The organism is Roseateles sp. (genome assembly GCF_965262435.1).
Classification (GTDB): domain Bacteria; phylum Pseudomonadota; class Gammaproteobacteria; order Burkholderiales; family Burkholderiaceae_C; genus Paucibacter_A.
In genome coordinates this window covers 2,583,582-2,597,887 of sequence record NZ_OZ253537.1, presented here as the reverse complement: position 1 = coordinate 2,597,887, position 14,306 = coordinate 2,583,582, and the positions used below count along the sequence as shown (strand labels likewise).

At 66.0% G+C, this 14,306-nt stretch carries 13 protein-coding genes; 4 read left to right on the top strand and 9 right to left on the bottom strand.

Translation table 11 applies throughout. The features are described 5' to 3' along the window. Position 1 precedes the first annotated feature (1 nt). From rseP to rpsB, 8 genes are all read right to left on the bottom strand, one after another. Positions 2-1,369 carry an RIP metalloprotease RseP gene (gene rseP / locus ACQY39_RS11140; RefSeq protein ID WP_428506185.1) on the bottom strand — a complete coding sequence of 456 codons (1,368 nt, stop codon included), beginning with the start codon at positions 1,367-1,369 and terminating at the stop codon, positions 2-4. Then, positions 1,366-2,565 carry a 1-deoxy-D-xylulose-5-phosphate reductoisomerase gene (locus ACQY39_RS11135; protein WP_428506183.1) on the bottom strand — a complete coding sequence of 400 codons (1,200 nt, stop codon included), beginning with the start codon at positions 2,563-2,565 and terminating at the stop codon, positions 1,366-1,368. Before ACQY39_RS11135 ends, rseP begins: the two co-directional genes overlap by 4 nt. Further along, a complete protein-coding gene (locus tag ACQY39_RS11130; RefSeq protein WP_428506181.1) occupies positions 2,562-3,416 on the bottom strand; it encodes a phosphatidate cytidylyltransferase in 855 nt (284 codons plus the stop codon). The genes ACQY39_RS11135 and ACQY39_RS11130 overlap by 4 nt, the downstream gene beginning before the upstream one ends. Positions 3,417-3,421: 5 nt before the next feature. Further along, positions 3,422-4,150 carry a polyprenyl diphosphate synthase gene (gene uppS / locus ACQY39_RS11125; protein WP_428506179.1) on the bottom strand — a complete coding sequence of 243 codons (729 nt, stop codon included), beginning with the start codon at positions 4,148-4,150 and terminating at the stop codon, positions 3,422-3,424. A 14-nt stretch (positions 4,151-4,164) separates the two neighbouring features. Further along, a complete protein-coding gene (gene frr / locus ACQY39_RS11120) occupies positions 4,165-4,725 on the bottom strand; it encodes a ribosome recycling factor (RefSeq protein ID WP_263519560.1) in 561 nt (186 codons plus the stop codon). Between the two features lie 28 nt (positions 4,726-4,753). Then, a complete protein-coding gene (gene pyrH / locus ACQY39_RS11115; protein ID WP_263519558.1) occupies positions 4,754-5,464 on the bottom strand; it encodes a UMP kinase in 711 nt (236 codons plus the stop codon). Positions 5,465-5,630: 166 nt separating this feature from the next. After that, complete coding sequence (gene tsf, locus ACQY39_RS11110; RefSeq protein ID WP_263519557.1) at positions 5,631-6,527, bottom strand: translation elongation factor Ts; 897 nt, start codon at positions 6,525-6,527, stop codon at positions 5,631-5,633. Positions 6,528-6,649: 122 nt separating this feature from the next. After that, positions 6,650-7,396, bottom strand: a complete 747-nt coding sequence (rpsB, locus tag ACQY39_RS11105; RefSeq protein WP_263519555.1) for a 30S ribosomal protein S2 — start codon at positions 7,394-7,396, stop codon at positions 6,650-6,652. Positions 7,397-7,606: 210 nt separating this feature from the next. Between rpsB and ACQY39_RS11100 the strand changes: the two genes are divergently transcribed. The 4 genes from ACQY39_RS11100 to ACQY39_RS11085 are packed head-to-tail and all read left to right on the top strand — an operon-like array spanning position 7,607 to position 11,895. Then, on the top strand, positions 7,607-8,992 hold the full coding sequence (locus ACQY39_RS11100; RefSeq protein ID WP_428506176.1) for an amidase: 1,386 nt from the start codon (positions 7,607-7,609) through the stop codon (positions 8,990-8,992). 1 nt (position 8,993) lies between these two features. Next, on the top strand, positions 8,994-9,764 hold the full coding sequence (locus tag ACQY39_RS11095; RefSeq protein WP_428506174.1) for an FAD-dependent oxidoreductase: 771 nt from the start codon (positions 8,994-8,996) through the stop codon (positions 9,762-9,764). 4 nt (positions 9,765-9,768) lie between these two features. Continuing rightward, positions 9,769-10,317: a hypothetical protein gene (locus ACQY39_RS11090; RefSeq protein ID WP_428506172.1), complete on the top strand. Its 549-nt coding sequence runs from the start codon at positions 9,769-9,771 to the stop codon at positions 10,315-10,317. Between the two features lie 12 nt (positions 10,318-10,329). Further along, the gene (locus ACQY39_RS11085) at positions 10,330-11,895 is read left to right on the top strand and encodes an NAD(P)H-hydrate dehydratase (protein WP_428506170.1); all 1,566 of its coding nucleotides are present in this window, start codon (positions 10,330-10,332) and stop codon (positions 11,893-11,895) included. Between the two features lie 9 nt (positions 11,896-11,904). Here ACQY39_RS11085 and rnr read toward each other — a convergent pair whose 3' ends face one another. Beyond that, positions 11,905-14,265: a ribonuclease R gene (gene rnr, locus ACQY39_RS11080; protein ID WP_428506168.1), complete on the bottom strand. Its 2,361-nt coding sequence runs from the start codon at positions 14,263-14,265 to the stop codon at positions 11,905-11,907. Positions 14,266-14,306 lie beyond the last annotated feature (41 nt).

Sequence of the window (14,306 nt, the reverse complement as noted above, 5' to 3'; positions counted from 1 at the left end):
GTCAATGCAGGCCCGTCAAGCGGGCCACGTCGTTGGAAAGGGCCAAAGCCATCATCAGCATCAGGATCAGCGCGCCCGCGCGCTGCAGTTGCGTTTGCCACCACTCCGAGACGGGGCGGCCGCTCAAACCCTCGAAAAGATAATACATCAGGTGTCCACCATCGAGCATCGGCAGCGGCAGCAGGTTCAGCACACCCAGACTGACGCTGACCAGGGCCAGAAAGCCCAGATACTGCGCCAGACCCGACCGCGCTGACTGACCCGCGTAGTCCGCAATCGTCAGCGGGCCACTGAGGTTTTTCAGCGAAGCCTCACCGACCAGCATACGGCCGAACATCTTGAGGGTCATCCACGAGACGTCCCAGGTGCGTTCGGCGCCCCGCAGCAGCCCATCCCACGGACCGTAACGGACCATCACCATGGCAGGCTGCCCACCGACCATGGCTTCGATGCGGCCAAACTTGCGGCCGTTCTCGACCACCACCTTGGGCTGAACCTCCAACTCGACCAGTTGACCGCCGCGCGCGACTTGCCAGCGCATCGCAGTGGCCGGCTCTTGCGCGCCGGCCAAGCGGATGCGTTCACGCAACTTGGCGGCATCGGGCACGACAACACCATCGACCTGGCGCACCAGGTCACCCACCTGCAGGCCAGCCAGTGCACCCGCACCACCGGGGGTCAATGGACCCAGCACCGGCTCACTGTAGGCCGGGCCCAGACCCAGCTTGGTGATCACTTGCGCATCGATCTCGTGGGCGCCCAGGATGTCAGTGTCAAGCTGCACGCTGCGCCGGCCATGACCTTGGGCATCGCTGAGCTCCAGGTGCAGCTTGCGCCCCTGCTCCACCGCCTCGGTCAGGCGCCAGCGCAAATCGGACAAGGAATGCACATCCTGCCACTGCTGCCCATCCAGCGAAACCGCCTGCACCCAGTCACCGGCACGCAAACCGGCCCGCTCGGCCAAGGACTCTCGGGCCGGCGAACCGAGCACCGCCTTGGGCTCCTCTTGACCGACCCAGTTGACGCCAGCAAACAGCAGAATGGCCAGCAGCAGATTGGCCACCGGGCCGGCAGCCACGACGGCGACGCGCTGGCGCAGCGGCCGGTTGTTGAAAGCCTGCTCGCGCAAACCTGCGGGCACGGGGCCCTCGCGCTCATCGAGCATTCGCACATAGCCGCCGAGGGGCAAGGCGCAAAGCGTGAACTCGGTGTGCTCAGGGCTGCGCTGATGGCGCCAGATCACGCGGCCAAAGCCGACCGAAAAGCGCAAGACCTTGACGCCGCAGGCGCGCGCCACGCGGTAGTGGCCGTACTCGTGCACGATGACCAGCACCGCCAGAGTCAGGATGAAGGCCAGAACGGTGCTCATGCACCCAGCTCCGTAATCAGAGCCAGGGCCTGGCGGCGTGCGCGTTGATCCAGACTCAGCAAGCCTTCCACGCTGCGGCACTCACCAGCTTGCGGCAGCGTGCTTTCCAGGCTTTGCGCGTTGACGCGGTGGATGTGGTCGAAACGCAGGCGCCCATCGAGGAAAGCGGCGACGGCCTCCTCATTGGCCGCATTGAGCACGGCCGTCGAGCCCTCGGCCGCACGCAGGGCCTGCCAGGACAGATAGAGGCCCGGGAAGCGTCGTTCATCGGCTTCTTCGAAGCTCAGGGACGGCTGGGTCAGCAAGTCAAGCCGGCTGGCGCCCGCCTCAATGCGCTCAGGGAAAGACAGGCCGTAGGCGATCGGCACACGCATATCGGGCGTGCCCAGCTGGGCCAGCACCGAGTTGTCGCGACAAACCACCATCGAGTGAATGATGCTCTGCGGATGGATCAGCACCTTGATCTGCTCGGGCTTGAGCGCGAACAACCAGCGCGCTTCGATCACCTCGAGCGCCTTGTTCATCATGGTTGCCGAGTCGACCGAGATCTTGCGGCCCATCACCCAATTCGGGTGCGCCACGGCCTGGGCCGGGGTTACCTCGTGCAGGGTGGCTGGGTCGCGCTGGCGGAAGGGGCCGCCGGAGGCGGTGAGCACGATGTGATCGATGCGCTGCGCCCAGGTGCTGCGGTCCTCGGGCAGGCATTGGAAGATCGCAGAATGCTCGCTGTCGATGGGCAGCAAAGTCGCACCACCCTGCTCCACCGCTTGCATGAACAAGGCGCCGCCAACGACGATGGCTTCCTTGTTGGCCAGCAGCAGGCGCTTGCCCGCTTTCGCCGCCGCAAGGCAAGGCGCAAGGCCCGCGGCGCCGACGATGGCGGCCATGACCATGTCCACGTCCGGATGCGCAGCCACCGCCGACAGGCTGTCAGCCCCGTGCAGCACCTCGGTGCGGCTGCCCTGCTCGCGCAGCAAGCTGCGCAGTTGGGCGGCCAGGGTGGCATCGGGAAGCACCGCAAAGCGTGGCTGCCATTGCAGACACTGGGCCAACAAGGCGTCGACCCGGCTCATGGCGCTCAGCGCGAAGACTTCAAAACGCTCGGGATGCCGGGCCAGCACGTCCAGGGTGTTGACGCCGATGGAACCGGTGGAGCCGAGCACGCAGATGCGCTGCGGACGGGAATGAAGACTCATGGGAGGGAGGAACTCAAGGAACTCAGCGCCAGAGCCAACGGGAACACCGGCAGCAAGGCATCGACGCGATCGAGTACACCGCCATGGCCGGGCAGCAACTGGCTGCTGTCCTTGGCGCCGACCGCACGTTTGATCAGGGATTCGAACAGATCACCGACCACGCTCATGCTGGCCAGGAAGACCAGGGCCAGCAGGCCCGTGAACAGGCCCTGCCCTTGCAGCAGGCGCTGGTAGAGGCTGGCGGAATCGACCGCGAATTGGCGGTCGATCACAAAGGTCCAGAACAGGCCGAGAGCCAGCACGCCGGCCATGCCGGTCCAGACCCCTTCCCAGCTCTTGCCGGGGCTGATGGTCACGGCCAGCTTGCGGCGACCGAAGGTACGACCACCAAAGTAGGCGGCGACATCGGCCATCCAGACCAGGCAGAAGATGGAAAGCAGGAAGTTGATGCCGGCGGCCTTGGCCTCCAGCATGGCACCCCAGGCAGCCCAGAGCGCAAGCGCACCGAGCAGCAGGCGCAAGGCCTTGGAGGCCTGCGGCCAAGCCGCCGGGCCGCCGCGCAAGGCGTAGGCCCCGCCCAGCACCCAGATCAGGCCCGCCAGCCACCAGCACCAAGCCGGCCGCGGCGCCAGGCCAAACAGCCAGAGCGTGCCGGCACAGGCGGCGGCCAGGGCGGCGCCGAATGCGAGAGCCGGCAGGCCGCCGGCGGCATTGAGCCGGCACCACTCCCAGCCGGCCGCGCCAATCATCAGCAAGGTCAGCAGGGCAAAAGGCCAGGGCGAGGCGGCGAACAGAGCGGGCAACAAGACGGCCAGCAAGGCCAAGGCCGTGATGATGCGGGCTTTGAGCATGGGGTTCAAACGCCAGCCAGGGCCGGCGCCTCTTTGACGCCGCCGAAGCGGCGGTCGCGTTCACGGAAGGACTCGATGGCCGCGTCCAGCTGCGCCTCACCGAACTCGGGCCAGAGGCAGTCAGAGAACACGAATTCCGTGTATGCGACCTGCCAGAGCAGGAAATTGCTGATGCGCACTTCGCCGCCGGTGCGGATGAAGAGGTCTGGGTCAGGCGCATAGCTCATGGCCATGAACTCGGACAGGCGCGCTTCGGTCAGCTCGGCCGGCGGCACGCCCGCCTCCATGGCCGATTTGCAGGCCTGCACCACATCCCAGCGGCCGCCGTAGTTGAAGGCCACGGACAGGGTCAGCTTGCTGTTGTGTGCCGTACTGCTCTCGGCTTCGTTCCAGGCATTGCGCAGTTTGTCGGACACGGCCTCGCGGTCGCCGACGATGCGGATGCGCACGCCCATGGCGCCCATGCGCGCCAGATAACGCGACACAGCCGCCAGCACCAAGCCCATCAGGCCCGAGACCTCGTCGCTGGGGCGCTTCCAGTTCTCCGAGGAGAAGGCGAACACCGTCAGGTACTCGATCTCACGATCGATGCAGGCCTGGACCACCTTGACCAAGGCATCGACGCCTTGCTTGTGGCCGAAGAAGCGCGGCAGAAACCGCTTCTTGGCCCAGCGGCCGTTGCCATCCATCACGATGGCCACATGGCGGGGCACCGCCTTCTTCTCGCTCGTCACTGCGTCCGGCCCGCTCAAACTGCCAGGATTTCGGCTTCTTTGCCGGCGACCAAGCGGTCGATCTCGGCAATCGTGCGGTCGGTCAGCTTTTGCGCATCGTCGAGGCTGCGGCGCTCGTCGTCTTCGCTGATCAGCTTGTCCTTGGTCAGCTTCTTGGCCTGCTCATTGGCTTCGCGGCGCAGATTGCGCACGGCGATCTTGGCGTCTTCACCGGCGTTGCGAACCACCTTGGTCAGGTCGCGACGGCGCTCTTCGTTGAGCGGCGGCATCGGCACACGGATCAACTCGCCTTGCGAGGCCGGATTCAGGCCGAGATCAGACTCACGGATGGCCTTCTCGATCTTGGCGCCCATACCCTTTTCCCAGGGCTGAACACTGATGGTGCGGGCATCCAGCAAGGTCACATTGGCCACCTGGGAGATCGGCACCATGGAGCCGTAGTAGTCGACGCTGACCTGGTCGAGGATGCCGGGGTGGGCACGACCGGTACGGATCTTGTGCAACTCGCCCTTCAGTGCCTCGACCGACTTGCCCATCTTGGTTTCGGCGTTCTGCTTGATGTCTGCAATGCTCATGATTCTTGACCTTGAAAACCTTTGTTTCTCAAACGTGCACCAAAGTGCCTTCGTCTTCACCCATCACCACGCGCTTGAGTGCGCCCGCCTTCAAGATGCTGAACACGCGGATCGGCAGCTTCTGGTCGCGGCACAACGCGAAGGCGGTGGCGTCCAGCACTTGCAGATTCTGGGTGATGGCCTCATCGAAGCTGATGCGCGAGTAGCGGGTGGCGTTCGGGTCCTTCTTGGGGTCGGCGGTGTAAACACCGTCCACCTTGGTGGCCTTGAGCACGATCTCGGCGCCGATCTCAGCACCGCGCAGCGCCGCGGCCGTGTCGGTGGTGAAGAAGGGGTTACCCGTGCCGGCCGCGAACACCACGACCTTGCCTTCTTCCAGATACTGCAGCGCCTTGGGGCGCACATAGGGCTCCACCACTTGCTCGATGCCGATGGCCGACATCACGCGAGCGACGATGCCCTCCTGGCGCATGGTGTCAGCCAGAGCCAGGGAATTCATCACCGTGGCCAGCATGCCCATGTAATCGGCCGTAGCGCGGTCCATGCCGACCGAGCCGCCCGCGACGCCGCGGAAGATATTGCCGCCGCCGATCACCACCGCCACCTCAACACCGAGCTCGGTGACCTCACGGATTTCTTGCACCATGCGCACGATGGTCGCGCGGTTGATGCCGAAAGCGTCGTCGCCCATCAGGGCTTCACCGGAAAGTTTGAGCAGGATGCGTTTGTGCGCGGGCATGAGGACCTCTTGATGGCTGCTGTTGCTGGAAATGGGAGTGTCTGGCTTGTGCCGCGTCAGCGGCGTGCCGTTTGGGCACCTGCGGCAACCCTGGGGGTAGGAGCTGCCGACATCAACGGGCACAAGTGTAAAGGGCGCCAGAGGCGCCCTTTGTTTGCTTCAGGGCTTATTGACCCTTGGCGGCGGCCACTTGCGCGGCCACTTCGGCGGCGAAGTCGTCCACCTTCTTCTCGATGCCTTCACCCACCACGTACAGGGTGAAGCTCTTCACTGTGGTGGCCTTGTCCTTCAGCATGGCGGCGACGGTTTGCTTGCCGTCAGCGGCCTTCACGAAGACTTGGTCCAGCAGCGAGACTTCCTTCAGGTACTTCTGCACGGCGCCGTCCACCATCTTGGCGACGATGTCGGCCGGCTTGCCGGACTCGGCAGCCTTCTCGGCAGCGATCTTGCGCTCCTTCTCGACCAGATCAGCCGACACTTCGGCAGCCGACAGAGCGGCCGGCTTCATGGCGGCCACGTGCATGGCGACGTCCTTGGCGGCGACTTCATTGCCGTCGAACTCGACCATCACGCCGATGCGGGTACCGTGCAGGTAGGAAGCCAGCTGGGCGCCCGAGTTGTACAGCTTGATACGACGCAGGGTCATGTTCTCGCCGATCTTGCCGATCAGGCCGCGGCGCACATCTTCCACCGTCGGGCCGAAGCCTTCTTGCGACAGCGGCAAGCCAGCCAGGGCTTCCACTTCAGACACGGCATTGGCAGCAGCCACTTGGGCGCAGGCATTGGCGAAGGCCAGGAAAGCGTCGTTCTTGGTGACGAAGTCGGTTTCGCAGTTCACTTCCAGCAGCGCGCCGGTCGTGCCCACCACGGCCGAGGCGACCACGCCTTCAGCGGTGACGCGCGAAGCAGCCTTGCCGGCCTTGTTGCCCAGCTTGACGCGCAGGATTTCCTCGGCACGGGCCAGATCGCCCTCGGCTTCGGTCAGCGCCTTCTTGCATTCCATCATCGGGGCATCAGTGCGAGCGCGCAGCTCAGCGACCATGCTTGCGGTAATTGCAGCCATTTGAATCTCCGTTACTCAATGGACTCGCCCGGTTTTGAATCAGGCGAACACTTCAATTTGCTTTGAAAAAAAGGGGCTGAACACAGCCCCTTTGCGTCGGCGTCAGCCTGGCAGCTTGAAACTCAAGCGCCTTCGCTGACTTCCACGAACTCGTCGCCAGCCGGGGCAGCGGCTTGCACGACTTCGTTGCCAGCGTTGGCACGGCCTTCGATCACGGCGTCAGCGACGGCGCGAGCGTACAGGGCCACGGCCTTGGCCGAGTCATCGTTGCCGGGGATCACGTAGTCGATGCCGATGGGCGAGTGGTTGGTGTCAACCACGCCGATCACGGGGATGCCCAGCTTCTTGGCTTCCAGCACGGCGATCTTGTGGAAACCCACGTCGATCACGAAGATGGCGTCCGGCAGACCGTTCATGTCCTGGATGCCGCCGATGTTCTTTTCCAGCTTGGCCAGATCACGTTGGAACATCAGAGCTTCCTTCTTGATCGCGGGCTGGGTGCCGGCGTCAACTTGGGCTTGCATGTCCTTCAGGTTCTTCAGCGAAGTCTTGACCGTCTTGAAGTTGGTCATCATGCCGCCCAACCAACGCTGGTCGACGTAAGGCACGCCGGCGCGCTGAGCTTCCATGGCCACCACTTCACGGGCTTGGCGCTTGGTGCCGATCATCATGATCGTGCCGCGCTTGGCCGACAGTTGGCGAATGAACTTCAAAGCCTCTTCGAACGCGGGCAGCGTCTTCTCGAGGTTGATGATGTGGATCTTGTTGCGGTGGCCGTAGATATACGGGGCCATCTTGGGGTGCCAGAAGCGGGTTTGGTGACCAAAGTGGACGCCGGCTTCCAGCATTTCGCGCATCGTAACGGACATGTTTTTAACTCCGAAGGTTGTGTCTAAAATCCGGCCCGAATTGCTCTGCTTCGTGGCCCCAGCCCTGCATCAAAACAGGGCCTGGCCTCTTGCAACAACTTGCAGCAGCAACACCTCTCAGTGGCCGGTTTGCGATTGATTCACCAGCACCAACCCCCAGCAACAATTGCAAAGGGGCGTCCGGCAAAACCCAAAGAGTATACACGACCTATGCCCCACGACCTGAGCAGCGCCTTGACCGCACTGCATGAAGGCCGCCTCCATGCCCTGGATGCCTTGCGCACCAGTCAGCAAGCCGCCCACTCCGACGCCTGCCGTCACGCCTTCATCGGCGACTCCCTCGCCGCCATGACGCCGAGCGCCGAGGCCGCCGCATGCGCCAGCGACGCCGCAGCGCGAGCCGGTGCGCCCCGCCCGCTGCTGGGCGGCTTGGCCATCAGCATCAAAGACCTGTTCGACAGCGCCGGCTGCACCACGAGCGCCGGCTCCCGCTTGCTGCAAGGCCAGCCGACCGCCAGCAAGGACAGCCCCGCCGTCGCCCGCCTGCGCCGAGCCGGCGCCGCACTGCTGGGGCGCAGCAATATGAGCGAGTTCGCTTTCTCGGGGGTCGGCATCAACCCCCACCACGACACACCCGCCAATCCGGTCACGCAAGCGATCGACGGACTGCAGCGCATTCCGGGCGGCTCCACTTCGGGCGGCGCGGTATCGGTGGCCAGCGGCGCGGCCTGGGCTGCACTGGGCTCGGACACCGGCGGCTCGATTCGAATTCCCGCCGCGCTGCAAGGCCTGGTCGGATTCAAGAACACCGCCCGCCTGACGCCGACCGAAGGCTGCATTCCGCTCTCGACCACGCTGGACACGGCCTGCGCGATCACGCGGTCGGTCCGCGACGCAGTGCTGCTGCACGAGGTGCTGGCTGCGCGCGAGGTCCGGCTGAAACCCCGCCCCTTGCGCGCCACCAGACTTGCCGTGGTCAAAGAGCTGTTCCTCGACGGGATGGACAGCACCGTCAGCGCCGCCTTTGAGGCCAGCCTGCGCCGTCTGCGCGAGCAAGGTGCGCAAATCGAGGAGATCCAACTGCCCGCCCTGCAAGACCTGCCCCTGCTGCAAGCGCAGGGCGGCTTTGCTGCAGCGGAAAGCTGGGCCTGGCACCGCCCACTGATGGCAGAGCATGGCGACTCGCCCTACGACCCGCGCGTGGCCGCCCGCATCCGCCGCGGCGCGGCGATCAGCGCGGCCGACTACATCGACCTGATCCACACCCGCCGGCGCTGGATTGCTGCCATGGAAGCGCAGCTGCAAGGCTTTGATGCCGTGCTCAGCCCCACCGTGCCGGTGGTCGCACCCTTGCTGCAGCCCCTGCTGCTCAGCGACGAGGCCTTCTTCGCTGCTAACGCCTTGTTGCTGCGCAATCCTTCGGTGGTCAATCTGCTCGACGGTTGCGCCTTGTCCCTGCCCTGCCATGCACCCGGCCAGCTGCCGGTTGGCCTGATGCTCTGGGCCCCGGCCTTGCAGGACGACGTACTGCTGAGCCTGGGCCTGCAGATCGAACAGGCCCTGCGTTCAGCACACACTCACGGCGAGGAGCACTGAGATGCGCATCGCCATCATTGGCGCCGGCGTGGCCGGCGTCTGCAGTGCCTACGAGCTGGCCGCAGCCGGCCACCAGGTCACCGTGTTTGAACGCCGCGGCAGCGTGGCCGCCGAAGGCAGCTTCGCCACTGGCGGACATATCGCGCCCGCTCTGGCCCTGCCCTGGCTCGCGCCAAGCTTCCCGCGCCCCGGCGCCGGCCCGCTGGGCTGGCAGTGGCAACGCTGGCGCAGCCAGCGCAAGCCGGCCATGCAGGAGGCGCAGGACCGCGTCTTGCACTTGGCACGCTTCAGCCATGAGCGCCTGCAGCAACTGCGCCGCCACCTGCAGCTGGACCATGAACGGGCCGAAGGGCAACTGGTGCTGCTGCGCCAGGACAAGGACCAGAAGGCCATCCAGTTCGGACTGGAGCGCCTGCAGCGACTGGACATGCCCTATCGCTTGCTCGATGCCGCGCAGTGCCTGGCCCTGGAGCCCGGCCTCAACCCCGAGATCGCCCTGCACGGCGGCATCCAGCTGGGCCTAGGCGAGGTCGGCAACACCCGGCAGTTCTGCCACCTGCTGCGCAGCGAAGCGCAGCGCCTGGGCGCTCGCTTCCGCTTTCACACCACGGTGCGCCGCCTGGAGGCCGGGTCGCCCGCAAGCCTGGTGCATGAGTACACGCCCACCGATGAGCAGCTGGGCCCGAGCACGCACCAGCTGCGCCGCGCCGAGCCACCAGACGCGGGCGACACCCAACCCGCGCCGCCTTGGTCCGCAAGAGGAGCGCTTTGACGCCGTGCTGGTGTGCGCCGGCACGGGCGCCGCGCCCCTGCTCAAGGCCTTGGGCTTGAAGCCGCGTTGGCGCGAGCTGCACACGCAATCCATCACGGCGCCGCTGCGCGTTCTGGAAGCCCACCCCCACCTGGGCCCGGTCGCCGGCCTGCTGGACTGGCAGCGCCAGGTCGGCATCAGCCGTATCGGCCAGCGCGTTCGCATCGCCAGCCTGCCAAGCCCGATTGCGCTTGAATTGAAGGCCAGCTCACTGGCACCGCTGCACCAGGCTCTGAGCGACTGGTTTCCCGGCGCCATGCAAGGCGGGCAGGTGCAGAACTGGCAGGGCCGTCATCTGGCGCTGGACGACGGCCTGCCCCTGCTGGGCGCCAGCGGCCAAGCCGGCATCTGGCTCAATCTCGCTCAGCAATCGCTGGCCCATTCCGGTTGGACCCTGGCCTGCGGCGCGGCGGCTGTGCTGGCCCGGCAGATCGGTGGCGGCACCGCAGCCCAGGGCGAGCAAGACCCGACCCTGCCCGATATCGGCGGGCTGGACATTGGGCGCTGGGCCTGACAAGCTCGGCCCGTGCTGCAGCCCATTGACCTCCCCACCCACGCACTGACTTTGCACAGTGCCGCCCAGAGCCGCGCCCTTGAGGCAGCGGCCCTGGCCGGCCAACCCAAGGGCGCCCTCATGGAGCGCGCCGGCCTGGCCCTGGCCCGACTCATCCTGGCGCTGCCACGCCGTGGGCAAGGGCCGGTCCTGTTTGCCTGCGGCCCAGGCAACAACGGCGGCGACGGCCTGGTCGCTGCCCGCCTGCTGCATCAGCATGGGCTGGCCGTGCGTGTCCAACTGATCGAGGCCAGGAACGGCAGCAGCCAAGCCAGCGATGCCCGCGACGCACTGCAGGCCGCGCAGGCCGCAGGCGTCAGCATTCACGCTGGCTGGCAAACGCCGGCGGGCAGTAGCCTGGCCGTCGACGCCTTGCTCGGCCTGGGCTTGCAACGCGCACCGGGTGGCGCCTTGGGCGAAGCCATTCGCGCGCTCAATGCGCAGCAGATGTGCGAGGTGCTGGCGGTGGACCTGCCCAGCGGCCTGCTGGCCGACACCGGCATGCCCGCGGAAGGCGACACTCACAGCCCTGCCCTGGCAGTGAAGGCCCAGCACTGCCTGAGCTTGCTGACGCTCAAGCCAGGTCTTTTCACCGGACAAGGCCGGGCCTTCTGCGGTCGCATCTGGCTTGACCGCCTCGGCACCGACGGCATCAGCAGCAGCGACACCGCAACGGCCCGCCTGCTCGGCCACGACAGTCTCTCGCCCTGGCGCGGCGAGCCGGCCGGCGCACGCCATCTGCAGCACAAAGGCAGCCAGGGCGATGTGTTGGTGATCGGCGGAGCCACCGGCATGCGCGGCGCCGCGCGTCTGGCCGCACGAGCCGCATTGGCAGCCGGCGCGGGCCGTGTCTACGCCTGGCTGCTGGACTCCTCAGCGGACAGCGACATTGACCCGCAACGCCCCGAGCTGATGCGCTGGGCGGCCTCCGAGAACCCTGCCGATGTCGGCGCCTGGCGAGCTCGCACCGTGGTTTGCGGCTGCGGCGGCGGCGAAGCCGTGGCGGCCCATCTGGCGACGGTGCTGAAGCAAGCCGAGCGCCTCGTGCTCGACGCCGACGGACTCAATGCGGTGGCGCGCACGCCAGAACTGGGTGCCCAGCTGCAAGCGCGGGCGGCACGCGGCCAAGCCACGGTGCTCACCCCCCACCCGCTGGAAGCTGCGCGCCTGCTTGCCTGCAGCGTTGCCGAGCTGCAGTCAGACCGGCTGCATGCCGCGCAAGCGCTTGCGGACCGCTGGCACTGCACGGTGCTGCTGAAAGGCTCGGGCAGCGTGATCGCCAGCCCAAGCGGCGCTGCCGGTGGGGCAGCACCACCGGCCATCAACAGCAGCGGCAATGCGGCCTTGGCCACGGCCGGCACCGGCGATGTGCTGGCGGGCTGGCTGGGCGGGCTGTGGGCGCAGAAACCCGACCTGCCCGCGCAGACCGTGGCCAGCGCAGCCTGCTTCTGGCACGGGCTGGCCGCCGAGCAATACAGCGGCGGCCCCTTGCGAGCCGCCGATCTGGTGGAGCGCATGCATGCGCTCCACCGAGGCTGAAGCCGCAGCTCAGCGACGCTTGCGGGCGGGCTGCTCGGCAGTCTTTGCTGCCTTGCCCGCCTTGCCTGCTTTGCTCGCCTTGCTTGATTTACTCGCCTGATTCTTACGCGCCACCTGGCGCGCCAGCTCGACCGGATGCGCCGGCTGGACCGACGAAGCCGTGGCGCGGCTGCGCCCCGCGGCGCCACGGCGAGCGGACTTTGCCACTGACTTGAGCTCTCGATCGCGGCTCAACAGCTGCTCCAACTCCTCCTCGGCCGTGGCCGGCAGGGGCCGGGCATTGAGCCCCGCCTTGTCGCGCGCCGCACGAGCGACCAGCTTGGCCTCGCCACTTTCCTGAACCAGACGGAAATCGATCTTGCGGGCATCCAGGTCGACGCGACTGACCTGAACCTGAACCTTGGCGCCCGTGGCATAGCGGATGCCAGTGCGCTCGCCGCGCAACTCCTGGCGCACTTCGTCGAACTTGAAATACTCGCCGCCCAGTTCGGTGATGTGGATCAGGCCCTCGACAAACAAGGCATCGAGCTGGACAAAGAGACCGAAGCTGGTCACGGCACTGACCGTGCCTGCGAACTCTTCTCCCAGATGCTCGCGCATATAGCGGCATTTGAGCCAGGCCTCGACATCGCGCGAAGCCTCGTCGGCACGGCGTTCGTTGGCGCTGCAATGAGCACCGACCACGTCCCAGCGTTCGATTTCGGTTGAGGCCTTGGCCGGGTCAATCGGTGCCGCGCGACCTGGGCGTTTGGCCGGCATGGGCACGTTCATCTTGCCGGCGTCGAGTTGGTACTTCTTGTCGGCCAGCAGCGCCTTGATGACCCGGTGCACAAGCAGGTCGGGATAGCGGCGGATCGGGCTGGTGAAGTGGGTGTAAGCCTGATAGCTGAGACCGAAATGGCCCGCATTGGCCGAGGTGTACATGGCCTGCTGCATGGAGCGCAGCAGCATGGCATGGATCTGCGTGGCATCCACCCGGTCCTTGGTGGCTGCCGCAATCGCCTGGTATTCGGCCGGCTTGGGATTGTCACCAATCGACAGCCCGAGACCCAAGGCACGCAGATAGGCCTGCAAGGCCACGCGCTTCTCGGGCGTGGGCCCTTCGTGCACACGGAACAGCGAGCCATGCTTGGAATGCTCGATGAAATCAGCCGCGCAGACATTGGCGGCCAGCATGGCCTCCTCGATCAGCTTGTGCGCCTCGTTGCGCGTGCGCGGAATGATCTTCTCGATGCGGCCGTTGTCATCGCAGACGATCTGCGTCTCCACCGTGTCGAAGTCAATGGCGCCGCGCCGATGACGCTCGGCCAGCAAGGCCCGGTAGACCTCGTGCAAATGCAGCAGATGCGGCACCAGCTCTCGCCGCTTGGCCGCCTCCGGCCCATGGGTGTTGCCCAGGATGGCTGCGACCTCGTTGTAAGTGAAACGCGCCTGAGAACGAATCACCGCAGGGTAGAACTGATAGGCCTGGACTTCCCCGCTCTCGCTGACCAGCATGTCGCAAACCATGGACAGGCGGTCTTCATAGGGATTCAGGGAGCACAGCCCGTTGGAGAGCTTCTCCGGCAACATCGGAATCACGCGGCGCGGAAAGTAGACCGAGGTGGCGCGCTCGTAGGCATCGCCGTCCAGGGGGTCGCCGGGCTTCACATAATGGCTGACATCGGCGATGGCCACCAGCAGGCGCCAGCCGGTAAAGGCTGTCTTGCCGCGCCCTTGCTTGTGCGGCTCGCAGTAGACCGCGTCATCGAAGTCACGCGCGTCTTCGCCGTCGATGGTGACCAGGGCGACGTCTCGCAGGTCGATGCGCCCTTTCAAATCGGCGGCGCGCAGCTTCTCGGGCAGCTTGGCTGCCTGGGCCAAGGTTTCGGCGCTGAAGCGGTGCGGCACCTCGTACTTGCGCACGGCGATCTCGATCTCCATGCCCGGGTCGTCGATCTCCCCCAGCACCTCAACCACCCGGCCGACCGGCTGCGCATACAAGGAGGGCGGCTCGATCAGTTCCACGGCCACCACCTGCCCGGCCACCGCATTGGCAATGCCGTTCTTGGGAATCAGGATGTCCTGACCCATGCGCTTGTCTTCCGGCGCCACCAACCAGATGCCCGACTCCAGCAGCAAGCGGCCGATGATGGGCTTCTTCTTGCGCTCCAGGATCTCCAGCACCCGACCCTCGGGCCGTCCGCGCTTGTCATAACGCGTGATTCGCACGCGCAGTCGGTCGCCATGCATGACGGCGTGCATTTCCTGCTGCGACAGGTAGATGTCCTGTGCGCCGACATCGGGCAAGAGGAAACCATGCCCATCGCGGTGCCCCTGCAAAGTCCCGTCGACTTCGCTGAGCAAACCTGCGTTTTCGGCGGGCGCCACAGCCTTTGCGCTGCCAGCACTTGAGTTCTTAAAGTTTTTGA